The organism is Corynebacterium sp. LaCa117, assembly GCF_046717765.1.
Lineage (GTDB): Bacteria > Actinomycetota > Actinomycetes > Mycobacteriales > Mycobacteriaceae > Corynebacterium > Corynebacterium kefirresidentii.
This window is the reverse complement of record NZ_CP177102.1, coordinates 1128922-1153108: the sequence shown is the minus strand read 5'-3', so window position 1 is coordinate 1153108 and position 24187 is coordinate 1128922. Positions and strand designations below refer to the sequence as shown.

The following is a 24187-nucleotide window of genomic DNA, read 5'->3' as shown; positions in this document are numbered from 1 at the left end:
CATGAAACTTCTTGTCACCGGTGGCGCCGGCTATGTCGGCAGCGTGTGCGCCGCTGTATTGGTCGAACAAGGCCATGATGTAACCATCATTGACAATTTCTCCACCGGAAACCGCGAAGCCGTTCCAGAAACAGCCCGCGTCGTCGAGGGCGACGTGGCGGATAAGGCCTCCGAGGTCCTGGGAGAAGGTGGCTTCGAGGGTGTCATCCACTTCGCGGCGCGCTCGTTGGTGGGCGAATCCGTGGAAAAGCCCGATGAGTATTGGCAGCACAATGTCGTTACTACCCTGACGCTGCTCAATGCCATGCGGGATAACGAGGTCAAAAATCTCGTCTTTTCCTCCACTGCTGCAACCTACGGTGAGCCGGACCAAGTGCCGATTACAGAGGATATGCCAACCCAGCCCACCAATCCCTATGGTGCAACCAAGCTTGCCATCGACTACATGATCACCTCTTTCGCCCACGCCTATGGATTGGGGGCGACCTCCCTGCGCTACTTCAATGTGGCTGGAGCCTACGGAAACATCGGTGAGAACCGCGAGGTAGAAACCCACCTCATCCCCATCGTGTTGCGGGTGGCCTTGGGCCACCGCGATAAGATCTTCATGTTCGGTGATGACTGGGATACCGCAGACGGCACCCCAGTGCGTGACTATATCCATATCCGTGATCTGGCCGATGCCCATGTGCTTGCTCTCGAATCCAATGAATCTGGTAGTCACCGCATTTACAACCTGGGTTCTGGTGATGGCTACTCCGTCAAGCAGGTCATTGAGATGTGCCGCAAGGTCACCGGCCACGACATTCCTGCTGAGGTGGCTCCGCGCCGCGCAGGCGACCCCGCCACCCTCATCGCTTCCTCAGAGAAGATCAAGCGGGAGCTCGGATGGAACCCCACCCGCACGGATCTGGAAACGATCGTTACCGATGCATGGAATTTCACCCGCCAACTAGGTGATAAGGCACATTCAGCGAAGCGGGCCTAACCTCCGAAGCTACTTTGCGGGGCATCGGCGCCAAGCCCCGCCGCTTCGCGGGCTAACTCACAGCCATGGCAGAGGCTCGTGACCAACCGCCTTCCCATGCCGCTGCGATACCCCTGCGCTATGAGGCGCCCCAAATTATGATGGGGCGCCTCTTCTACTAGTACAGAAAGCGCCGGACCCGCATAAATTCCGAATTCATGGGATACCTGGCTAGCTGCATATAAGGCTAGGGCGTTATAGCGGATAGACCCCTGGAATGTACGTGCCACCGCTAGGAGGAGGTCCCCTGCTTCCCGCGGCGCAGACACCAGCTCTGTGATGACCAGGTCACGGGTCCACGTGGTAGACATCCACATCGCTGCTGCGCACAGCAATTCCTCATTTTCCAAAGTCTCCTCCAGCGATTCCACCTCACTGAGCACGAAGCGGACATCAGCGATAAGGCGCTTGACCACCTGCACTGGATCTGAAGTTTGGTAACCGCGCCCGGCGCGCAGCTGGCGGGCTATTTCTCTGCAGCATCGCTCCATCGCGCTAATTTCTTCTTTCCCAAAGTATGGGTTGTGGTCCTTAAAACGCTGAACCAAATCATTGCGGCTGAGTTCAGGAAGCATGCCATTATTCACGCACGCACGCATGGAGTGGCTCGTCGATATGGCGGGAATGGTTCCTTCCATCCAATTCTGCAGCGGGCCCTCGCCGTCCTCGGACGCGTGGCCAAAAATGAGGTCGTAGGCTGTATCAGTAGATAGCTCTTCGGCCAGCCAACAGGCGTCAATGCCCACACCAGAGCGATCCTGAAAGCGGTAGAGGGAGTGCAAGATATCCCACAGATCTTCTTCTTGGCGTTGAGAGAGAACGAAACCAAAGATGCTTTCGGGGTTGCCGCAGTGAAATGCATCCATCACTTCTTGCAAGGCGGCAGGGACATCGTTCAGATTGAGGCGGGCTACCGGCCCCATGCTGAATCCGCGTGGGCTCGGTTGGATGGAGATGAGGATGACTGATTCGGAGGGGAAGAATCCGAGGATTCCTGGGATATTGGCGAGGATATCGCCGGGCGTACGAATGGGCTGAGTTGGTGTTGAGATGTTCATGGCCCCAGCTTCAGCCACGCGCGCAACCATGTATAGGACAAGCATTGAGAAGTGGTAAGAATCTGGGGATAGGCGGGGATGACGGGGCGTCGGCAAGCGGCTTGTCCACACCCCGCCCGGGATTGCGCTGGCAATGTGCGGCGATTTGGGGCACAATCAGTTATTTAACCTCCCAGTGCGCGCGGGAATACTGAGCCCGCCTGCGGCGTTGGGGTTGGTAAGAAAGCAAGGAGGTAACACAACATGCACGAAGAAGATCGCCGCATGTATGAGCTGGAGTATCCAGCCCCGGCGATTAGGGATGATTCCGGTGACGGACAAGGCCCCACCATGATTGTTGCCATGCACGGCTATGCAGACGCCGGCCAGGCCATCGAGGCTAGTGCGGACCATTTGAAGGCAGCTTTGGAAGGCCGCCAACTGGCCTCGTTTAACTCTGATGAGCTGATTGATTACCGCTCCCGCCGGCCAGCTGTCACCATCGATAAGGATCGGGCGCTAGAAATTGAATCGATGGACTTGGGGATCAAGGTCCTGCGCGATAATTCCGGCAAAACCTTCCTACTACTGTCTGGCCCAGAGCCCGACATGCGCTGGGAGGCTTTTACCACTGCTGTGGTCAAGCTGGTGGAAAAGTTCAATATCAATGACACCATCATGCTCTATGCCGCACCTATGCCAGTTCCGCACACCCGTCCCACGGTGGTCACGGCGCATGGCACTTCCTCCCGTCTGACTGAGCATATGTTGTCGATGGATTCCACCATGATGGTCCCCGGCTCTGCTGCACTGTATCTGGAAAAGGCACTGGCGGATAAGCAGCGCACCGTAGCCGGATATACCGTCCACGTGCCGCATTATCTTGCGGCTTCGCCCTACCCGCAAGCCACGTTCCAGTTATTGAATTCGGTAGCTCGGGCTGCGCACCTCAATATTCCTTTGGGCAGCATCGAGGCTGATATTTCCCGCGTAGAAAACCAACTGGAAGAACAAGTTGGTGGCTCGGATGAGATAGAAAGCGTGGTTCAGCAACTCGAGCAGCAGTATGACGCCTATATGGAGCGCTACCGCAAGGAACACCCGCAAGCTATCATGCCCGGCGAGGAAGCTGTGCCTACCGGCGAGGAAATCAGCGAGGAGTTCCAAGCCTTCTTGGCTTCTTTGGATAAGGAAGAAAGCCAGCAGATCATTAACTCTGACATAGATGACCGCGAAGATTCCGCCGATGGCGAGGGCTCTCAAGCCGATAACGGCAAGGATGATCCAGATTCCGCTCAGGGCGATGGCGACTTAGGTGACGATATCTAACTAACCCACCCTCATCACCGCTAAGGTGGTGGGGGTGAACTTATCTCAGCTGCTGCCAGATTTATCGGAAGTGCCCGAGTCCCTCGTAGATGAGGCGATCTGGGATACCTTTACCTCGTGGACCACCGGCCGGGGCATTAATTTGTATCCAGCGCAGGAGGAGGCCTCGCTGGGGATCTTGGCCGGCGATAATGTCATCCTCGCTACCCCGACTGGCTCCGGAAAGTCCATGGTGGCCAATGCCGCACACTTTATCGCCTTGGCCCGTGGCCAGCGCAGTTTTTATACGGCGCCCATCAAGGCTCTAGTAAGTGAGAAGTTCTTTGCCCTCTGCGATATCTTTGGCGCGGAAAATGTGGGCATGATGACTGGTGACGCCACCGTCAACGGCAATGCCCCCATCATCGCCGCCACGGCTGAGATTGTGGCTAATATTGCGCTTCGCGATGGCGCCGAGGCCAATATCGACCAGGTGGTGATGGACGAGTTCCACTACTACTCCGAACCGGACCGCGGCTGGGCCTGGCAGGTGCCGCTACTAGAGCTGTCCAAGGCGCAGTTCTTGCTTATGTCCGCCACCCTGGGCGATACCACGTGGTTGGAAGAAGACCTTAGCCGTCGTACCGGCCGCGCTACCGACCTGGTTGCTGGTACCACGCGCCCCGTGCCGCTGGATTTTTCCTATGTCTTTAGTGCGGTACACGAGACCATCGAAGAGCTCTTGGCCGATAGGAAGGCCCCCATCTACGTGGTGCACTTTTCCCAGCGCGAGGCCGCCGAGCGCGCCCAGGCTCTCACCTCGCTTTCGGGGATAATCACCAAAGAAGAAAAAGAGGCCATTGCCCAGGAAATCGGCGGCTTCCGTTTCACCACTGCCTTTGGCAAGGATCTATCTAAGTTGCTGCGCAAGGGTATTGGTATCCACCACGCGGGTATGCTGCCCAAGTACCGCCGCCTAGTAGAGCGCTTGGCACAAAAGGGCCTGCTCAAGGTTATCTGCGGCACCGATACCTTGGGCGTGGGCATTAACGTGCCCATCCGTACCGTACTGATGACTGGGCTGGCCAAGTTCGACGGCCAGCGCCAGCGCATTTTGAAATCGCGCGAATTTCACCAGATTGCTGGGCGTGCCGGCCGCGCCGGCTATGACACCGAGGGCACCGTGGTGGTCGAGGCCCCCGAGCATGAAATCGAAAACGCTAAGGAACGCCGCCGCATCGGTGATGACCCCAAGCGCTTGAAGAAGCTAAAGAAAAAGTCCGCTCGAGAGGGCGAGGTTTCGTGGTCCGAAAAGACCTTTGCGCGCCTTACTGAGGCTGAGCCTGAGCAGCTGACGTCTCAATTCCGCGTCTCTAACTCGATGCTGCTTAATGTATTGGCACGACATGGCAATGGCTATGAACACATGCGCCATCTACTGCGGGACAATCACGATAATCGCAGCAAGCAGAATAAGGACATTCTCACAGCCCTCGACCTTTTCCGCGGGCTGGTGGATTCTGGCGTAGTGCAAAAATCCACCAAGGGCTTGGATATCTACGGCCGACCCTATCATTTGGTGCGAGAACTCCCCCGCGATTTCGCGCTTAACCAACCGCTGGGACCATTCGCCCTAGCCGCGCTCTCGCTGCTGGATCCGGAGGCGGACACTTATAACTTGGACGTTATTTCCGTATTCGAGTCCATCCTGGATGACCCGCGTCAGGTGCTCATCGCCCAGCAGAAACAGCGCCGTGGCGAGGAAATTGCCGCGCTGAAGGCGGATGGAGTGGACTACACCGATCGTATGAATATCGTGGAGGATATCACCTGGCCCAAACCGCTCGAGGAGCTTTTGGAGCAGGCCTACGATACTTTTGCGGAGACGAATGCCTGGGTCAAGGAATTTGAGTTGCGCCCCAAGTCCGTAGTCCGTGACATGCTCGAAAATGCAATGACCTTCTCGGATTTGGTCGCCACCTACGGCTTAGCCCGCTCCGAGGGCGTGATTTTGCGTTACTTGACCGATGCCTGGCGTACCCTCAAACAATCCATCCCCGATGAGTACAACACCCCGGAGCTCGAGGACATCGTCATCTGGCTGGGTGAGCTTATCCGCCAGGTGGATTCCTCGCTTGTCGACGAATGGGCGCAAATGGCCGGCGAAGACTCCCCCATCGACCAAGACACCGTGGACCGCGAGCTTGCCTTCGGCGTGGAGGACCCCACCGCTCTTACGGCCAATCGCCGCGCCTTTACCATTATGGTGCGCAATTACATGTTCCGTCTGGTGCAGCTCTTTGCTTTGGAAAAGGAAGACCGCTTGGCGGAGCTGCTCGATTACCTGGACGAGGTACCGGACTTCGGCGCCATCTTGGATGACTATTTCGATGAATATAACGATATCGATTCCGGCCCCGAGGCCCGCGGTCCCGAGTACTTCCGCCTGGGCGATACCGACTCGCGTTTGTGGTCCGTGCGCCAGATCATTAAGGACCCGGCCGGCGACCACGCCTACCAGTTCGTCGCCACGGTAGACCTCGATGCCTCCGATGAGGCTGGCGAAGTCCGACTGTCGGACCTGCGCGTGGAGTACTAGCCAGCCAAAACGACAAAGCCGCCCTAGCTGCCACGCCCCGAGTGAGGGGGACGTCGGCAAGCGCGAGGGCGGCTAAAGGCCGGCTATTTTAGCGTGCGGCCTCAATCTGGACAGCCTGTGCCACAGCCTGAACCACGGCAGCGACCTTGACGGCCTCCCAGACCTGCTCCTTGCTCAGACCAGCCTCGTTGAGCTCGTGAGCGTGAGCACCCAGGCAGTGCTCGCAGCCATTGATGGCGGAGACTGCGGTATTCCACAGCTCGAAATTAGCCTTGTCTACGCCCGGCTTGGAGATGATGTTCATGCGCAGGCCGAACTTTACCTGTGCGTAGTCATCGCCCAACCAGCCCTTGGCGCGGTAAGCAACGTTATTCATCGCCATGACGGTGGCTGCGCCGTAGGCTGCCTCGATAGCCTCCTCGGAGAGGTGCTCTTTTGCTTCCTCAGCGATTTCTGCCAGCACGGTGTCATTGCGGGTTGCTGCAGCAGATGCCAGCAGGCAGCCCCACAGCTGCTCTTCGTCCAAGTCCTTGGAACGGGTCAGCGCACCGAGGTTGAGCTTCTGGTCCTTGGCGTACTCCGGCAGTGCAGACTTCAGATTATCAATAGACATAGCTTTTCTCCTTTTAGGTTTTGATAGGAATTTACTGCGCTGGATTTAAAAGGAAACCCCGCCACGAAAGCGGGGTTAACCTGCATCTCAATGAGATTTAGAGCGCGGACTGAACGACGTCCATCTTGTTGATATTCTTGGTGGGGTCGTTCTTCTCCCAGTTGCAAGCGCAGACCTCTTCGGACTGCAGAGCGTCAAGCACGCGCAGAACCTCGTCTACATTGCGGCCGACAGCATCCGGGGTAACGGAGACGAACTGGATAACACCATCCGGGTCGATGATGAAGGTAGCGCGGTCAGCAACACCATCAGCGTTTTCTACGCCCAGTGCGCGGATGAGGTCGTGGCGCACGTCAGAGAACATCGGGAAAGGAACTTCCTTCAGCTCCGGGTGGGTTGCGCGCCAGTTGAAGTGAGCGAACTCGTTATCGGTGGAGCCGCCGAGGATCTGGGTATCGCGGTCCTGGAACTCCTCGTCCAGCTTGCCAAAGGCAGCGATCTCGGTCGGGCAGACGAAGGTGAAGTCCTTCGGGTAGAAGAAGACGACCTTCCACTTGCCCTCGTACTTGTCCAGGGATACCTGCTCGAAGTAGTCCTCCGGCTGGTTAGCGTTGACGTCATGCAGGTCGCCACCGGTCAGGGCGGTGAGGTTGAACTCTGGGAACTTCTCGCCGACAGTCAAAATGGGCATAGTCTTCAACTCCTTTATTAAAGGCTCTTCCTCTAAGTTTCCAGCCACTTGGTTTATAAGCAGCGGGGCCGGACCGTATCCGGCCCAACACGATCAGTTATACCATCTTTTTCGCTCGCGTCAATAGCAAATCCTATAGGTGAGTGTTAGAGTGATAGGCATGCATAATAAAGAGTATCGCCCTACACTTGCTCAGCTGCGCACTTTCGTCACCATTGCGGAAAATAAGCACTTCGGAACCGCAGCCGCCAAGCTCGAAATCTCCCAACCCTCGCTCTCCCAAGGTCTCGTAGCCCTCGAACAGGGATTAGGCCTTCAGCTCATCGAGCGTTCCACCCGCAAGGTCATTGTCACCTCGGCCGGTGAAAAGCTTCTCCCCTATGCCAAAGCCACCCTCGAGGCAGCCGATACTTTCCTAGCCCACGCACGCGGTGCCAACGGCACCCTCGCAGGCCCGCTCACCATCGGCGTTATCCCCACAATTGCGCCATATATCCTGCCTGACTTACTCTCCATGCTCGCCGAGGTCTACCCGGATCTCGAGCCGCGTTTTGTAGAAGAGCAAACCCAACACCTCATCACCCGCCTGCGCAATGGCAACTTGGACCTCGCCATCATGGCCATTCCGTCCGAAACCACCGGCATGGTCGACAGCCCGCTGTACACGGAAAAATTCTCCATCGTTTGCCCTCCCGATCACCCCATCGCCGGCCGCGAGGACGTCCAGCTTTCCGAGCTCAAGGACCTAGATTTGCTGCTACTTGACGACGGCCACTGCTTGCGCGACCAAATCGTCGATCTCTGCCGCCACGCCGACGTCAACCCGGCCGAGGCCACCAACTCCGTCACCCGCGCCTCTTCGCTTACCACCATCATGCAGCTGGTCATGGGCGGCTTGGGTTGCACCCTCGTCCCGGAATCCGCCCTAGCCACCGAATGCCACGGTAAGGATGTAGCCATAGCTCACTTCGCCTCCGATGTCACCGCCGAACGCGAAGTCGGCCTCGTCTTCCGCTCCTCCGCGGCCCGTAGCGAAGAATTCACTGAATTCGGCAAGCTCATCACTTCTGCCTATAACCGGGCGGTTGAGCGCTCCCGCAAGTAACGCGGCGCTGCACACAACACGCCAAAGGCCACCGTTCCGCGTAGGAAACGGTGGCCTTTGTCTTTATCGAGCTATGCCTGCGGGAGCGTATTGCGCCCAGCACACTGGCGGAACAAATGTGCCTGCGCCAAGAGCGTAACCGGATAAGCCACGATGAGGCCGATACCCAAAAGCAAGAATCCGCCGATGGCGATGAAAAAGTTCAAAATTGCCAGTAACAACAGTTGGCCGTAGTTGTTCTTACCTGCCTGAAAGCCCTTCTTCACAGCGTCACCAACGCTATCGCCGTCGGCAGCGAACCATTGCATCAGCGAGAAGAGTGGTTGGATAAAGAAGCTAATCAACAAAATTACGCCCATAATTCCCAAGACGCTTAATACTGCCGCAACTGCTTCGTCCTCCGACATATTCTCGGCGTCACCAAGCAACCCGTAAAAAGTTCCACCTATTGCAGCGTATCCAATGAGGCTCGCCACCACCCCGATGACAAGCATGATGACCAGCGGCTGCCACCAACGCACGTCCTTAAACAGGTAGCCCCAACCGGTGCGAGAGTCATCAATCTGGAAAAGCGCCAGGCGCATAATTACCAGCGACAATACAAGGCTTAAGACACTCGAAATGAGCTGAGGGACCGCAGTTCCTATGGATGCCTGACCCGTGTCGGAGGCGATCGCTCCAATGATGCCACCTGCGACGGCAGCAATAATGATACTTAAAACAAAAAGCGCTAGGGGTCCCAAAATCCACAGCTTCCAATTGCCAAAGACGGCCCTAAACGCCCAAGAAACGGCGTCTACTGCGGAAACTTTGCCGGTATATGGGCGCTGGCCTGCTTGGTAGCCTACATAGCCTTGGTTGTTTTCTTCATGGCTGCCGTCATAAGACGGAAGCTGACCATAGCTTGGTTGGTCTTCGGGGTGATCTGTGGGTTCATAGCGCGGAAACTCATCATTTCCGCCCGAATACGGGTTCGTCATAACCGGGGCTCCTCCTTAAGGAATGCCAATCAGTGCATGAATAAGTATTGCCACTTTAACAACTTTTTCCTCATTTCTGGCGGACAGGTAGACTCTGTGCCTAGTCATGACTATGAATGAAACCCCTTCCCGCGATGAACTTTTCGCTGCACTCGACGATGTCACTCTCGCTGAAGCTCGCTCTTTCCGACGCCGCTTGAAAAAGGCGCGCGCCCCCAAAGCCTTGCAAGAAATCGGCGCCGATATTCAGGCCGCCGCCGAGCGCGTCGCACTTACCGACGCCGCCGTTCCCACCATCTCCTACCCAGACGCCCTCCCCGTCACAGCCCGTAAGGACGATATTGCCGAAGCCATCCGTGACAACCAAGTAGTCATCATTGCGGGCGAGACCGGCTCCGGTAAGACCACCCAGATCCCAAAAATCTGTCTTGATCTGGGCCGCGGCCGCCGCGGATTTATCGGCCATACCCAGCCACGCCGCATTGCAGCGCGCACCGTGGCCGAACGCATCGCCTCAGAACTGGACCAAAAGATTGGCGAATCCGTCGGCTACGCCATCCGCTTTGATGATCGCGTCTCTGAGACCACCGCGGTTAAGCTCATGACCGATGGCATCCTACTTGCGGAGATGCAGCGTGACCGCTTCCTCAACAAGTACGACACCATCATCATCGATGAGGCTCACGAACGCTCACTTAATATCGACTTTTTATTGGGCTACCTTAAGCGTCTTTTGCCCAAGCGCCCCGATCTCAAGGTCATCATTACCTCCGCAACCATCGATCCGGAAAGCTTCGCTGCCCATTTTGCCGACGCCGACGGAAACCCTGCCCCCATCATCGAGGTCTCCGGCCGCACCTACCCGGTAGAAATCCGCTACCGCCCCCTCGAGTTTGAGGCCGGCGGAAAGGTGGTGGACCAAGACCCGCTCGACGGTTTGACCGAGGCAATCGAAGAGCTGATGCACGAAGGCGACGGCGATATCCTTTGTTTCTTCCCTGGCGAACGCGATATCCGCGATGCCATGGAGGCCATCGAAGGCAAGAAGTGGAAAAACGTCGAAGTCACTCCCCTTTTTGGCCGCTTATCTAATCAAGAACAGCATCGCGTTTTCAGCGAACACCGTGGCCGCCGCATCGTGTTGGCCACGAATATCGCAGAAACCTCGCTTACTGTGCCCGGCATCCGCTATGTGGTTGATACCGGCACCGCCCGCATCTCGCGCTATTCCACGCGCACCAAAGTCCAGCGCCTGCCTATCGAGCCCATCTCACAGGCCTCCGCCAACCAGCGCTCCGGCCGCTGCGGCCGCGTTGCCGATGGCATCGCCATTCGCCTCTATAGCGAACAGGACTTTGAAAGCCGCCCCGAATTCACCGACCCAGAAATTCTGCGCACCAACCTCGCCAGCGTCATCTTGCAGATGGTCTCGCTCAAGCTAGGCGACATCGAACAATTCCCGTTCATCCAACCGCCCGAGCACAAGGCCATCCGCGATGGCCTTAACCTCCTGCACGAGCTCGGCGCTCTCCACGACAAGCAGGATAAGCCCACGCTGACCGCCACTGGCCGCGACCTAGCGCGCATCCCGCTAGATCCGCGTATGGCACGCATGCTCATTGAGGCCAATACCAACGGATGCCTGGATGATGTCATGGTCATCGTCGCCGCCATGACCATCCAGGACGTTCGCGAACGCCCCCTTGATTTCCAGGCCCAGGCCGACCAAGCCCACGCCCGCTTCAAGGACAAGTCCTCGGATTTCTTGTCCATGCTTAAGCTCTGGGACTACATTAAACAAACCCGCAACGAGCAATCCGGCAATAAATTCCGCAAACGCATGAAGCAGGAGTTTCTCCATTACATGCGCATTCGCGAGTGGTTTGACCTGGTGCGCCAGCTCAAGGACGTCGCCAAGCAGCTGGGCTGGACATACCAGGAAGGTACCGAGCGCCGCGCCGATGATATCCACATGTCACTCCTGTCAGGCTTGCTATCCAATATCGGCGCCCGCGATGGCAACTCCAAAGAATTCCAAGGCGCGCGCAACACCCGATTCCTGGTATTTCCTGGCTCCGCCTTGGCCAAAAAGCCGCCGGAGTTCCTCATGGCCGCCGAGCTGGTGGAAACTTCCCGCCTCTGGGCACGCGACGCCGCCACCATCGATCCCGCCTGGGTAGAAAAGCTGGGCGCAGACCTGCTCAAGCACAACTATTCCGAGCCCACCTGGTCCCGCAAACGCGCCGCCGCCATCGCTCACCAGAAGTCCACACTCTACGGTGTACCCATTGTGGCCGACCGCACCGTGCCCTACCACCGCGTCGATCCCACCGCCGCGCGCGATATGTTCATCCGCAACGCGCTCGTTGCCGGCGACTGGAATACCCACCACGCCTTCTTCAAAACCAATGCCCAAGCGCTTGACGACGCCGCCGCATACGAAGAAAAAGCCCGCCGCCGCGGCCTCATCGTAGACGAAGACACCCTCTTCGACTTTTATGACCAGCGCATCCCAGCAAAGGTAACAACCGGCCGTCATTTCGACTCGTGGTGGAAAAAAGAACGCCGTCGCAACCCTGAATTGCTGGATTTCGATCCGACAAAGCTCATCGATGACTCCCACGAGGTCACCGAAGAATCCTTCCCCGACCACTGGAGAAAGGGTTCCATCGACTACGAACTAACCTATAAATTTGAACCCGGCGATCCACTCGATGGCGTTACCGTGATGGTACCCATCCCCATGCTCGCCGGCTTCGATACCGAAGGCTTCGATTGGCTCGTACCCGGCCTGCGTCTCGAGCTCGTAACCGAACTCATCCGCAGCCTGCCCAAGGCCCTGCGCCGCACCGTTGTTCCCGCGCCCGAATTCGCTGAGCGCGCCATCGACCGCCTCGTCCCTTATGAAGGCACCATCACCCAGCAGCTTGCTGACGTCCTCCATGAACTCGGCGGCCAAGGCATCAACGCCACCGATTTCCAGCCTGGCAAGCTGCCGATGCACCTGAGGATGAACTACGGGGCCATCGACAAGCGCGGCAAGATCGTCGACTCCGACCGCGACCTGGCGGCGCTTATCCGCCGCCAGGCCGGGCATATCAAATCCTCTGTGTCGCGCGTCTCTCGCACCGCTGAGTCCACCGCTGTCAGCGAGTGGACCGACGATACTCTAGGTGCCATCGATGACACGGTTACCACCACCGTCGACGGCCACGAAGTCACGGCTTACCCCGCCCTCGTCGCCACAAAGGACGGCGTTGAACTCAAGGTACATCCCACCAAGGCCGCAGCCGATGCCGCTATGGTTACCACCACCCTTACCCTGCTTATGCGCGACATTGCGGTCAATACTGCACAAATGGTCAAGGGCCTGCCGCTGCAACAACGCGTCGCCGTCGATTCCTATCCCCACGGCGGCGCCGATGGCCTGGTCAACGACGCCCGCGTCGCTGCCATACGCGATCTGATGCTAGAGGCCGGCGGACCCGTCCGCACTCCTTCCGCTTTCCAGAAGCTCAAAGACACCATCAAGCCCCAGGTTCCGGGCCGTGTGCGTCAAGCGGTGGTGGCTATAGCCCCAGGACTCGCCGAGTATTCCAACCTGCGAGCCGAACTCGCCCACTGGGACGGTGCGGCAATCGATGACATGCGCGAGCAATTGGAGTTCCTCCTACCCCGTAATGCCATCACAATCCATGGCATGTCCCACCTGCGTCATCTACCGCGCTATATCCAAGCCATGCGCATTCGCTTGGAGGACATGAACCTTGACCCTGACCGCGACGCAGACCGCCAGGCCGAGGTCGATAACGCCAAGGCCTACCTAGCCAACCGGCTGCGCAGCCTACCACCTGGCCGCGAAAAGACGCGCGAGGTCAAGGACATTCGCTGGATGGTGGAGGAACTTCGCGTTTCACTATTCGCCCAACGCCTCGGCACAGCTCACGCCGTGTCGCTCCGCCGCATCCAGAAGGCCGTTGACAAACTGCGCTAGAAATCCTCTCGGTCGCGCCTACGCATGAGACGAATTTCAGATTCGAAATCATCAGCGCTTTCAAAGGACTTGTAGACCGAGGCGAAGCGCAGATAGGCCACCTCATCAAGATCGCGAAGCGGTTCCAAGATGGCCAGGCCAATCTCATTCGCGTTGACCTGAGAGGAACCATGCCCGCGTACGGTCTCTTCCACTTCTTGCGCCAGTTTTTTCAGGGCATCGTCACCCACATCTCGCCCCTGACAGGCGCGCCGTACGCCGCGAATCAGTTTATCTCGACTAAAAGGTTCCGCGAGTCCGTTCCGCTTGACCACCAACAACACGGCCTTTTCGACCGTGGTAAAACGCCCCTTACACGAAGCACACTCACGCCGGCGCCGAATCGACGCTCCAGCATCAACGACGCGGGAGTCAATGACACGGGATTGCTCATTATGGCAGAAGGGGCAATACACAGAGGTCCTTTCACTGACGTTGTTACCCCAGTAGTTTACTCGCCCAACAGTCCGCCCAACCACCGAGCATAAGGCCACCGCCTCACTAATGCACTACAGCAGCCTCGACCTGTTGAATGTCTGAGGTCGGCGGTTGCGGTGCACTACTTCCTTCCGCCCCTGCCAATCCGCCTAGGAGAGTGCCCAAAAAGACCGCGATTCCAAACACGCCACCTAAAACGTAGTTACCTGTGTTCGACTTCACCGCGCTACGTTGAGCTCTCTGTGAAAGACCGTCGCCCCCGCCAGATTTCACTCGATTCGAACGATATGTCGTTCGATCTTCCACGCGGAGAGTTCGAACATACCGCGAATCACCGCTCCCTCGCGCCGCGCGAGGGGCATATCGATCCACGTCCCATACAGATGCGGGAGAAACCACTAGAGCGTCTGCAGAATTACGCTTTGCCAGGTCATTTCGAGAATTAATAAGTAGAGACATGTTTTTCCTTTCGACGACCGAACTCACCATAGGCATCCCACTGGACACTTAATTTGAAACAGTCGCCATAATGTTCGATTTAGTTGGTACGTTCGATTTATAGCACTGCTTCGAATACTTGTCCACCCGTGGACACAAATCTCGAACATCTGTACTTTTCGTGCTACAAATGACTTGTGGCACTCTAAATCCGCCCACTAATAGACCGACAACGAAGTCACCCGACCCTACGTAGGAGCCAGCAATGGGCCGCAAGCCAAAAAAGTCTGCCGAGAAGACCGATTACGCATCCCTATCCGACCGCCAACGACGAATCCTCAATGTCATTAGTGACGCCGTCATGCTGCGTGGCTACCCACCAAGCATTCGCGAAATCGGCGATGCAGCAGGCCTGCAGTCCACATCCTCAGTTGCCTATCAGCTGAAGCAATTGGAAGAAAAGGGATTTCTGCGGCGCGACCCAAATAAGCCGCGTGCCGTAGATGTTCGACATCTCAACACAGACGAAGGCACCAAGAAGCCTGGCCGCAAGCCCGCTAAGCCCGAACAGCAGGTTCCCGAGGACGCAGGCGCCGTGTCTTATATTCCTGTGGTCGGTCGCATCGCTGCGGGAGCACCCATTACCGCTGAGGAAAACGTCGACACGTACTTCCCCATGCCTGACGAGGTTGTCGGCAGCGGCGACCTATATATGCTGCAGGTAGTCGGCGATTCAATGAAGGATGCAGGGATTCTCGACGGTGACTGGGTGATTATTCGCTCCCAGTCCGTTGCTGAGGAAGGCGAGTTTGTCGCAGCGCTGCTGGACGGTTCTGAGGCCACGGTTAAGGAATTCCACCGCGACTCCTCGGGCGTATGGCTACTTCCCCACAACGATGCTTACTCGCCCATTAATGGCGATGATGCAGAAATTATGGGCAAGGTTGTATCCGTGTTCCGCAAACTTTAAACACTCACCCAGCATCACTCCGCCCCGCAACGGCCGCCCCAGGCCGTGCGGGGCTTATTTGCGCGCATTTCACACTGAGATAGCCCCTCCGCCAGCCACCCCCATTTTGGCGCCATTTTGGACCCAGAAAGCAAAGGAGACGAAAATCCCACTTTCCCACTTTTTGCCTTGACCAGCTAATTTCACACTTCGCGGCGCGGCGATAGCTGTGCAAATTTTTGCTTTAGTCCGGTTATTCCCGATTTTTGAGACAATGGACTAAGAAAAACAACATCGCGGGACTTTCCTATCCACAGAATCCGGGAATTTTTACCCCCGCTACTCCCTGCGGTGTGCTTAAGTCCAAGGAGGAATAATGTACGCAGAAGAGCGGCGCCGCCAGATAGCGTCTCTCACCGCCGTTGAAGGTCGCGTCAACGTCACTGAGCTATCCGAGCGCTTCGAAGTCACGGCCGAAACCATTCGACGCGATCTAGCGGTGCTGGATCGAGAGGGCGTCGTCCATCGCGTGCATGGCGGCGCGGTAGCATCCCAGTCCTTTCAAACTGCGGAACTTACCCTAGACACCCGACAGCGTTCCGCCTCCGGTGCGAAAGCCGCCATCGCCCGAGCTGCGCTGGATTTTCTTCCCCACGGCGGCGGCAGCATTTTCCTCGACGCGGGCACTACGATTAACGCATTTGCTGAGCTGATAGGACAGCAATACCCCCAAGGCCAGTTCAACATCGTCTCCAATAGTCTGCCCATCGCCTTGTCCTTAGCAGGCAGCGGAGTACCGGACGTCCAGCTCCTTGGCGGCACGGTTCGCGCGATCACCCAAGCCGTCGTCGGCGACACCGCCCTGCGCACGCTAGCGCTCATGCGCGCCGACGTCGCCTTCATCGGAACCAATGCCCTGACCCTGGATCACGGGCTTTCCACGGCCGATCCCCAAGAAGCAGCCATCAAGTCTGCCTTCGTCACCAATGCTCACAAGGTCGTAGTGATGTGCGATTCCAGCAAGCTGGGCAATGACTACTTGGTAAGCTTCGCTCCCGCCGCTGATATCGATGTCGTCATCACTGACGCCGCAGCCCCCGATTCCTTCGTGGAGGCGCTGCGCGAGCACGAAATTGAAGTCGTGCTCGCCAGCGAATAATCCCCGCTCCTTCGCCTCAAGCTAGGCGAAGGATGCCATGGTTTCTACCACTGCAGTACGGGCGGCGTCAGGGCTTTCCGCATCCAATGCCACCTCCGCGAGCTGTTGGCACTGTTCCAAGGTAATTTCTGCCAACTGTGCGCCTACGCCTGCTACCGCAGTAGACGCTGCGGACAGCGAATTCACGCCCAAGCCCGTAAGCACGCAGGCCAACATGGGGTCGGCGGCTGCTTCTCCGCATACGCCTACCGCAACGTTATTGGCCTGGCCCACAATGCAGGTGTGCTGGATAAGTCGCAGCACGGCCGGCTGCCACGGGTCGGTCAGGTAGGCCAACTGCGGGGACAGACGGTCTGCAGCCATCGTGTACTGAGTCAGGTCATTGGTGCCGATGGATACGAAGTCGAGGTGCGGCATGATTTTGTCCGCCATCAGCGCTGCGGCGGGAACCTCAATCATGGCGCCAGCAGTCAGGCCGCGTTCACGACACAAGTTGGCAAACCACTGCGCTTCGGTAGAAGTGGCAACCATGGGGGCCATCACCCACGTAGAGGCTTTATCATCACGGGCTTCGGCAGCCTGCGCAATTGCATCAAGCTGGCGGGTCAGCAAAGCTTCATTATCGCGCGCGATACGCAGACCGCGAACGCCCAATGCCGGGTTTTCCTCAGAGCTTAGCGTGGCATAAGAAATTGGCTTATCGGAGCCTGCGTCCAATGTGCGCACAACTACCTTGGATTCGGGGAAGGCCTTGAAAACCTTTCCGTAGATCTTTGCTTGTTCCTCCACGCTGGGCTCTTCGCTGGCCGAAAGGAAGGACAACTCCGTGCGATACAGGCCGATGCCTTCTGCCTGAGACTCCGAAGCGATGCGGGCGGCATTGCCATCAGCAACATTTGCCAGCAGCTGCACGCTGTGACCGTCCTTGGTCTTAGCAGGACCGCGCCACTGAGCAACGCGTGCTGCACGCTCACGGTATTCAGCAACGGCCTTGGTGGAGGTCTCCGCATCGGCACCACAAGTCACGGTTCCTACTGCGCCATCGACAAATACCAGCGTGCCGCTTTCAATGTCGCTAAGTGAAGCGCCCACCGCCACGATGCACGGAATGTCCAATTGGCGCGCGATGATGGCCGTATGGCTAGTGGGGCCACCGAGCTCGGTAACAAGGGCTTTAATGTGTTTGGTATCTAGCGTTGCAGTATCGGCCGGGGCCAAATCATCTGCAAACAAGACGGCCTCGCCATCTACCAAAGGGAGGCCTGGCTCATCCTCACCACGCAGCTCAGCGATGACGCGGTCGCGTACGTCCTTCAAGTCGGTCGTGCGCTCGGCCATCACGCCACCAGCGGCTTCGAACATGGTGACAAACTTTTCAGTCGCGCCAACAGTGGCAAATTCCGCATTCCTACCGGTGCGGATATTCTTGCGCACTGTTTTGTGCCAGCCACGGTCCTTGACCATACCGGCGGTTGCAGTGAGAACCTCGGCCGCTTGGCCCTCTGCGGCTGCCGCGCGCTTCTCCAATCGATTAGCAACCGTATCTACGGCCGCAAGAAAGCGGTTGTACTCGGATTCACTCGCTTGCTCTGGGTCAATGCTTCCCTCGGTAGGCAGGGCCGGGCGAGGGCGGACCCACACGGCTTCGGCGTAGGCGACTCCGGCAACGACACCGGTGCCTTTGATTGTGGACTCAGACGCGTTTTCCATGAGCATACTTCCTTCGAAGATAGCGGTTATTGACTTCCAGAACACCACAAATCGGATAGAAAAGCAATGTATACCACAGCTTTCCTGTTGACTTTCGGACACATTCGGACAAGAATCAACATTTAGGGCGGGCCATCCCCCAAGGTTCTCTCCCGCGGCGTTCGGCCCCAATATATAACCTGCGAAAGGGACGACTTGATTCTCACGCTGACCCCCAATCCCAGTATCGACGCCACCCTCGTACTCAGTGAGCCTTTAACTTCCGGCGATGTCCACCGTGCCAGCGAGGTCACACAGGTTGCAGGCGGAAAGGGCGTAAACGTCACCCATGCCGTGCACCTAGCCGGCGAGCAAACCCTGGCACTTTTTCCGTCCCACGACTCCGATTCCTTCCTGAATCTCATCCACGCGGCCGGATTGCCTTCTTCGGCTACTGCTATGGACGGCTCCATTCGCGTCAACACCACCATCACCGAGCCCGACGGCACCACCACCAAGGTCAACGGCCCAGGCCCCGTGCTTTCCGACGCCGATGCCCAAGCCATTACCTCCACCCTCACCGCCCGCGCCCTCGCGGCCGACTGGGTGGTGCTGGCAGGTTCCTTGCCGCGCGGCGTGGACACCGATTGGTATTGCGAGCTCATTTCCGCTGTCCGTGCGGCCGCACCACAGGCCCGCATCGCGGTAGATACCTCCGATACTCCGATGCTGGCCATCGGGAAAAATCTCGAGTCTTCGGCACCCGATCTTATAAAGCCCAATGGTCTAGAGCTCGGCCAACTCACCGGCACCGACGGCCGCGAGCTGGAAGCACAAGCTGCACGCGGTGACTATTCGGGAGTGGTTAGCGCGGCACGCGACGTCGTCAAGCGAGGCATCGCAGAAGTGCTCGTCACCCTCGGTGGCGCCGGTGCCGTACTGGTTACGGCTGAAGGAGCATGGGCCGCCACTCCCCCTCCAGCCACCGTGAAATCCACCGTAGGTGCTGGAGACGCAGCGCTCGCCGGATACCTTCTCGGCCGCACCGCTGGTAAATCTCCGGCCGCGAGCCTTGCCCGATCCGTGGCCTACGGGACCGCGGCTGCATCCAAGCAAGGCACGCAATTTCCTCGTCCTGAAGAAATAGATATCGCTCATACCACCGTTAACTCGCTAGCCTAAGGAGCGCCCCAAAATGGCTTCCGAACTCATTACTACGGAACTTGTCGCCCTTGACGCCGACTTTGGCGACAGTGTTGACTCCGTCATTACCAACCTAGCCACGCTAGTCCACGACACCGGCCGAGCCACCGACGTCGCCGGATTGGCCCAACCCGCCATCGACCGCGAGGCTAAAGCCGGCACCGGCGTACCCGGCGGTGTTGCCATCCCGCACTGCCGTTCCGAGGCTGTCACCGAACCAACCCTCGCATTCGCCCGCCTAGGCCGCGGTGTAGATTTCTCCGGTCCTGATGGAGACGCCCAGTTGGTCTTCCTCATCGCCGCTCCGGCCGGTGGCGGCAAGGCTCACCTAAAGATTTTGTCCAAGCTAGCCCGCGCCCTTGTCCGAAAAGACTTCCTCGAGGCACTGCGCAGCGCCCCCACCAAGGAAGAAATCGTTCGCCTTGTCCTGGAAGTAGTCAACGCAGAAAAGCCAAAGAAGAAACCGGCCGCCGAGTCGGCTGCCCCCGCCGCTGGTACCGCCGGTACAGGCTCCGCCGCCGCCTCCAACGGCTCGTCCTCGGCCGCGACCGCAACTACCGCGGGTTCTTCGGACAACGTCACACGCATCGTGGCCATCACCGCCTGCCCTACCGGCATCGCCCACACCTACATGGCGGCCGACGCCCTCACACAGACCGCGGCCGAACGCGATGACGTAGCGCTGACCGTAGAAACGCAAGGTTCGTCGAATAATGAGTCCGTCTCCCAAGCCACCATCGATGCGGCCGATGCGGTCATCTTCGCCACGGACGTTGGCGTACGCGACCGGGAGCGATTCGCTGGCAAGCCGGTAATTGAGTCTGGTGTCAAGCGCGCTATCAATGAGCCTGGCACCATGCTCGACGAGGCCGTCGCCGCCGCTCGAAACCCCCACGCGCACAAGGTATCCGGCACCGCTACCCGGGCCGATGCGGAAGAAGAGGGAAAGTCTCTCGGTTGGGGCAAGCGCATCCAGCAGGCCATCATGACCGGCGTATCCTATATGGTTCCATTCGTCGCGGCCGGTGGTCTTCTGCTTGCCCTTGGCTTCCTTTTTGGCGGCGCCGATATGGCAAACGGTTGGCAGGCACTGTCGACGGACTTTTCGCTAGGCAATCTTCCTGGTCATGACGTAACCGTGGACGGCGAACTTATGTATTTCGAGCGCTCCGGGTTCTTGCTGTATCTCGGCGCTGTTCTTTTCGCCATTGGCCAAGCAGCGATGGGCTTTATCGTTGCTGCTCTTTCCGGTTATATCGCTTACGCGCTCGCCGGCCGACCAGGCATCGCCCCAGGCTTCGCGGGCGGCGCGATCGCGGTTACCCTAGGCGCTGGTTTTATCGGTGGCCTGGTAACTGGTCTTCTGGCGGGCTTTGTCGCTTTGTGGATTGGCAATTGGAAGGTACCACGCTGGCTGGGCTCGCTTATGCCAGTTGTCATCATCCCGCTACTGACCTCGCTCGTCGTCGGCCTTGCGATGTACCTACTGCTGGGCGCACCGCTGGCAGCCATCATGGATGGCCTGCAGAATTGGCTTTCGTCGATGTCCGGTTCCTCGGCCGTGCTCCTAGGAATCATCCTCGGCTTGATGATGTGCTTCGATTTGGGCGGCCCCGTCAATAAGGCGGCTTATCTCTTCGCTACGGCCGGACTTTCTACCGGCGACGAGTCCTCCATGCAGATCATGGCCGCGGTTATGGCCTCCGGCATGGTTGCACCGATTGCGCTCTCCCTGGCCACGTTCATCCGCAAGTCGCTGTTTACTCCGGCCGAGCAGGAAAACGGCAAGTCCGCTTGGTTGCTGGGCCTGTCCTTCGTCTCGGAGGGTGCCATCCCGTTCGCCGCGGCCGACCCCTTCCGCGTTATCCCTTCGATGATGGCCGGCGGCGCGGTGACAGGCGCGGTTTCGATGGCCTTGTCGGTCGGCTCCCGAGCTCCACACGGCGGTGTGTTCGTCCTCTTCGCCATCGACCCGTTCTGGGGCTATCTTGTCGCCATCGCGGCCGGTGTGGTTGTCTCGACCGCAGCGGTGCTGGCAATGAAGCAGTTCTGGCCTAATAAAGCCGTCGAAGAAGCTGCTCAGAACGTGGCGGCATAAACCAAACACTCGTACACTGGATTGCAACAATCCCCATAAGAAAGGATCTTTTCCATGGCTTCCAAGACTGTAAAGGTAGGTTCCTCTGTAGGCCTACACGCACGTCCCGCCTCCATTATCGCGGACGCAGCTGGCGAGTTCGACGAAGACATCTTCCTCAACCTCGTTGGCGATGACGATGAAGATGAGACCGATGCGGCCTCTTCTTTGATGATTATGGCTCTTGGCGCAGAACAGGGCGATGAGGTTACTGTTACCTCCGACAACGAAGAAGCGGTAGAAAAGATTGCTGCTCTCATCGAGAAGGACCTCGACGCTTCCTAAGCCCTAAAACGGTTCGCTTTAAAGCTCCCCGCCTGTGTGGTGGGGAGCTTTTCGCTTGCCGACGCCAGCTATCCCCACGGTGGCACCCAGCTCACCTGCCCGTTTACCCGGGCCAGCCGTCCTCGGCGAGGCGGGGCATTGGGGTCATCGTCATTGACTCCATTATGGTAGGGACAACAAGTCGCGAGGTTCGCAGCGTTAGTCTCACCGCCGTGCTTCCACGCCTTCAGGTGGTGGACCTGGCATTCATCCGCGGGAAAATTACAGCTCTCCCACGGGCACACCGGGTTTAGCGCAGCCGCCATCAGTCGCTGCTTGTCGTTGGCTAGCCGCGAGGTTCGATAGAGGTTTACCGGCCCCTCGTGCGGGTGGACGAGTGTGACATAGCCGTGATCGCTTAGTGTCCGCGCCACGAGCTCCGCTCCCGTCATTTGAGCGCCATTGGTCAGCTGCAGGGTAATTTCCTCGCCCCCACCGTCGACTATTCGGTCGAGCTCATCGAGGGTGAGCACTACCTGCGTCGTTACCGTGGTGCGTGCCGCATTCGCTTTCCCAAAAAAGAGATCTTTGGCAGATTCCAGCGGCTTATTGGCATCCAATGCGGCGTGCATATCTGCTACATCGGCTGAATCCCCAGTAATGGTCAGCGACCACGGGCCGCCGGAACGGCGGGTGATGCGCACGCCTTTTTCCGGTGTGCGGCGCGGGCGCAGCTCGCGGACCAAGGCCCGAGCACGCTTTTCTAGTGCTGTAGCGCTGCCGCGAAAGGCACACAGTTCGCAGCGTAGGGTCCAGGCATCTCGCTGCGTCGGCAAGCGCAGGGCGTATTTTTCAATGAGCAGCAACACGTCGAGGGAATGAGTAGTCTGCCGCGCTGCTCGCTGTTTGGCAGAGAAGCCGCACTTGCCAAAGTAAGTATCGCACAGTCGTAGCAGGTCACGCGCAGCAATGTCGGAAGCACCTTGCGCGATGAGCTCGCGATCACTGAGCCCTTGAGTGGCGGCGACGATGTCCATTCCGGCGCTCATGGCGTTTAGGTATGCGTCCAATGCGGTCATGCCGCTGAGTTAAACAGCCTGCGCAAGCCCACGCGAGCCAGGCACAGGAACGGTGTGGATAACCCGCGTTGCCCCATCAACAACATAGCCCGCCGCGGGCGCGCGGCGGGCAATTATCCACAGCAGAAAAATTAGTACTTGGCGGCGTGGCCTTCGCCGACGGAATCGTATAGCTTCTTCATGATCGGATAGGCGACGATAATGCCCACTGAACCCCACGCGATGCCTTCCAGGGAAACCCCACCAACGCTGAGAGTCAGGTTGCCGATGCCCGCGATGAGCGCCACTGCGGCCGCGGTCAGGTTAACCGGGTTATTGAAATTGACCTTATTGTCCATCCAAATGCGCACACCCAACATGCCGATGAGCCCGTAAAGCACGATGCAGGCCCCACCGAGAACGCCGGTAGGAATGGTGAAAATCAGCGCGCCAAACTTCGGCACGAAAGCCAGAAGGATGGCGGTAAAGGCTGCTACCCAGTATGCGGCGGTGGAATAGACGCGGGTAGCGGCCATCACGCCAATATTTTCAGCATAGGTCGTGGTGCCAGAGCCGCCGAAGCCGCCAGCGAGGGTGGATGCGAGGCCATCGGCGATAAGAGCGTCACCGGCCAAGTCATCCAAGTCGCGCTTGGTCATCTCGGAAACGGCCTTGACATGGCCGACGTTTTCCGCGATGAGGACCACCAGCACGGGAAGCGCGACGGCAATGGCGGAGACGTTGAAGGAAGGTGCGTGGAATTGCGGCAGGCCCACCCACGGGGCGGCATCAATGGCCGCGACGGCGTCATCGCCGAGGTTGCCGGTGAGAGCCGCGAAAATCCAGCCCACGACCACGCCGAGGAGAATGGACAGGCGCGAGACCATGCCGCGGCCGGCGACGGTGGCCAGCAGGATTACCAGCAGCGTCACCGCCGCCACGAGCGGCTGAGAGGCGAAGTTCTCGGCCGCATTCGGCGCCAAATTCAGGCCGATAAGCGCCACAATCGCACCGGTTACGGCCGGCGGCATGACGGCGTCCAACACGCGGCGCCCGGCGAACTTTACGGCGACGCCCACCGCGGCAAGGACAAGGCCAGTAACCAAAATAGAGCCGGCCTGCGCGGCGATGCCGTACTGCTGCGAAGCAGAAAGCGGGGCGATGAACGCGAACGAGGAGCCGAGGTAGGACGGCAACCGGTTGCGGGTAATAAGTAGGAACAAAATGGTTCCCAGGCCGGAGAAAAGCAGCGTCGTGTTGACGGGGAATCCGGTCAGGGTGGGAACTAGCAGCGTGGCGCCGAACATGGCCACCACGTGCTGCATACCGATGCCGATGGTGCGGCCCCAGCTGAGTCGTTCTTCCGGCGCCACCACCGCGCCTGGGGCAATCTTTTTACCGTCTCCGTGGACGGTCCAACCTTTTAAGCTCACGAGCCTTAATTATGGATCACCCGGGC

Annotated in this window: 18 protein-coding genes; 10 read left to right on the top strand and 8 right to left on the bottom strand. The window is 58.5% G+C overall.

From position 1 onward, the window contains the following. Position 1: 1 nt before the first annotated feature. Complete coding sequence (gene galE / locus ACLI1L_RS05725; RefSeq protein WP_411708276.1) at positions 2-988, top strand: UDP-glucose 4-epimerase GalE; 987 nt, start codon at positions 2-4, stop codon at positions 986-988. Here the strand turns inward: galE and ACLI1L_RS05720 are convergent. Further along, positions 985-2085, bottom strand: coding sequence for a DUF4192 domain-containing protein (locus tag ACLI1L_RS05720; protein ID WP_411708275.1), 1101 nt, complete (start codon positions 2083-2085; stop codon positions 985-987). The genes galE and ACLI1L_RS05720 overlap by 4 nt on opposite strands. A gap of 243 nt (positions 2086-2328) precedes the next feature. On the opposite strand from ACLI1L_RS05720, the gene ACLI1L_RS05715 reads away from it, so the two are divergent. Both ACLI1L_RS05715 and ACLI1L_RS05710 read left to right on the top strand, forming a co-directional pair. Then, positions 2329-3393, top strand: a complete 1065-nt coding sequence (locus ACLI1L_RS05715; protein WP_411708274.1) for a proteasome assembly chaperone family protein — start codon at positions 2329-2331, stop codon at positions 3391-3393. A 34-nt stretch (positions 3394-3427) separates the two neighbouring features. After that, positions 3428-5971, top strand: coding sequence for a DEAD/DEAH box helicase (locus tag ACLI1L_RS05710; RefSeq protein WP_411708273.1), 2544 nt, complete (start codon positions 3428-3430; stop codon positions 5969-5971). Between the two features lie 88 nt (positions 5972-6059). Here the strand turns inward: ACLI1L_RS05710 and ACLI1L_RS05705 are convergent, their stop codons facing one another. Further along, the gene (locus ACLI1L_RS05705) at positions 6060-6584 is read right to left on the bottom strand and encodes a carboxymuconolactone decarboxylase family protein (protein WP_049361224.1); all 525 of its coding nucleotides are present in this window, start codon (positions 6582-6584) and stop codon (positions 6060-6062) included. A gap of 97 nt (positions 6585-6681) precedes the next feature. Beyond that, complete coding sequence (locus ACLI1L_RS05700; RefSeq protein WP_023021385.1) at positions 6682-7275, bottom strand: peroxiredoxin; 594 nt, start codon at positions 7273-7275, stop codon at positions 6682-6684. A gap of 160 nt (positions 7276-7435) precedes the next feature. Between ACLI1L_RS05700 and ACLI1L_RS05695 the strand changes: the two genes are divergently transcribed. Then, on the top strand, positions 7436-8380 hold the full coding sequence (locus tag ACLI1L_RS05695; RefSeq protein ID WP_411708272.1) for a LysR substrate-binding domain-containing protein: 945 nt from the start codon (positions 7436-7438) through the stop codon (positions 8378-8380). 71 nt (positions 8381-8451) lie between these two features. Here the strand turns inward: ACLI1L_RS05695 and ACLI1L_RS05690 are convergent, their stop codons facing one another. After that, positions 8452-9360, bottom strand: coding sequence for a hypothetical protein (locus ACLI1L_RS05690; RefSeq protein WP_411708271.1), 909 nt, complete (start codon positions 9358-9360; stop codon positions 8452-8454). A gap of 106 nt (positions 9361-9466) precedes the next feature. Between ACLI1L_RS05690 and hrpA the strand changes: the two genes are divergently transcribed. Further along, on the top strand, positions 9467-13354 hold the full coding sequence (hrpA, locus tag ACLI1L_RS05685) for an ATP-dependent RNA helicase HrpA (RefSeq protein ID WP_411708270.1): 3888 nt from the start codon (positions 9467-9469) through the stop codon (positions 13352-13354). On the opposite strand, the gene nrdR is transcribed toward hrpA, so the two are convergent. Next, entirely contained in the window at positions 13351-13809 is a 459-nt protein-coding gene (gene nrdR, locus ACLI1L_RS05680) for a transcriptional regulator NrdR (RefSeq protein WP_049361220.1), read from the bottom strand. The two genes, hrpA and nrdR, sit on opposite strands and share 4 nt — an antisense overlap. 725 nt (positions 13810-14534) lie before the next feature. On the opposite strand from nrdR, the gene lexA reads away from it, so the two are divergent. Continuing rightward, the gene (gene lexA, locus ACLI1L_RS05675; RefSeq protein WP_023021380.1) at positions 14535-15239 is read left to right on the top strand and encodes a transcriptional repressor LexA; all 705 of its coding nucleotides are present in this window, start codon (positions 14535-14537) and stop codon (positions 15237-15239) included. A 355-nt stretch (positions 15240-15594) separates the two neighbouring features. Further along, on the top strand, positions 15595-16377 hold the full coding sequence (locus tag ACLI1L_RS05670; RefSeq protein WP_023021379.1) for a DeoR/GlpR family DNA-binding transcription regulator: 783 nt from the start codon (positions 15595-15597) through the stop codon (positions 16375-16377). A 21-nt stretch (positions 16378-16398) separates the two neighbouring features. Here the strand turns inward: ACLI1L_RS05670 and ptsP are convergent, their stop codons facing one another. Continuing rightward, a complete protein-coding gene (gene ptsP, locus ACLI1L_RS05665) occupies positions 16399-18087 on the bottom strand; it encodes a phosphoenolpyruvate--protein phosphotransferase (protein WP_411708269.1) in 1689 nt (562 codons plus the stop codon). Between the two features lie 195 nt (positions 18088-18282). Here ptsP and ACLI1L_RS05660 point away from each other — a divergent pair, with 195 nt between their 5' ends. From ACLI1L_RS05660 to ACLI1L_RS05650, 3 genes are read left to right on the top strand one after another with little or no spacing between them, the layout of a single operon-like run. After that, entirely contained in the window at positions 18283-19248 is a 966-nt protein-coding gene (locus ACLI1L_RS05660; RefSeq protein ID WP_411708268.1) for a 1-phosphofructokinase family hexose kinase, read from the top strand. 13 nt (positions 19249-19261) lie between these two features. After that, the gene (locus ACLI1L_RS05655) at positions 19262-21367 is read left to right on the top strand and encodes a fructose-specific PTS transporter subunit EIIC (RefSeq protein WP_411708267.1); all 2106 of its coding nucleotides are present in this window, start codon (positions 19262-19264) and stop codon (positions 21365-21367) included. Between the two features lie 54 nt (positions 21368-21421). Further along, the gene (locus ACLI1L_RS05650) at positions 21422-21691 is read left to right on the top strand and encodes an HPr family phosphocarrier protein (protein WP_023021375.1); all 270 of its coding nucleotides are present in this window, start codon (positions 21422-21424) and stop codon (positions 21689-21691) included. 68 nt (positions 21692-21759) lie between these two features. Here ACLI1L_RS05650 and ACLI1L_RS05645 read toward each other — a convergent pair whose 3' ends face one another. Both ACLI1L_RS05645 and ACLI1L_RS05640 read right to left on the bottom strand, forming a co-directional pair. Beyond that, entirely contained in the window at positions 21760-22749 is a 990-nt protein-coding gene (locus ACLI1L_RS05645; protein ID WP_411708266.1) for an HNH endonuclease signature motif containing protein, read from the bottom strand. A 131-nt stretch (positions 22750-22880) separates the two neighbouring features. After that, positions 22881-24161: a uracil-xanthine permease family protein gene (locus tag ACLI1L_RS05640; protein WP_023021373.1), complete on the bottom strand. Its 1281-nt coding sequence runs from the start codon at positions 24159-24161 to the stop codon at positions 22881-22883. Positions 24162-24187: the final 26 nt, after the last annotated feature.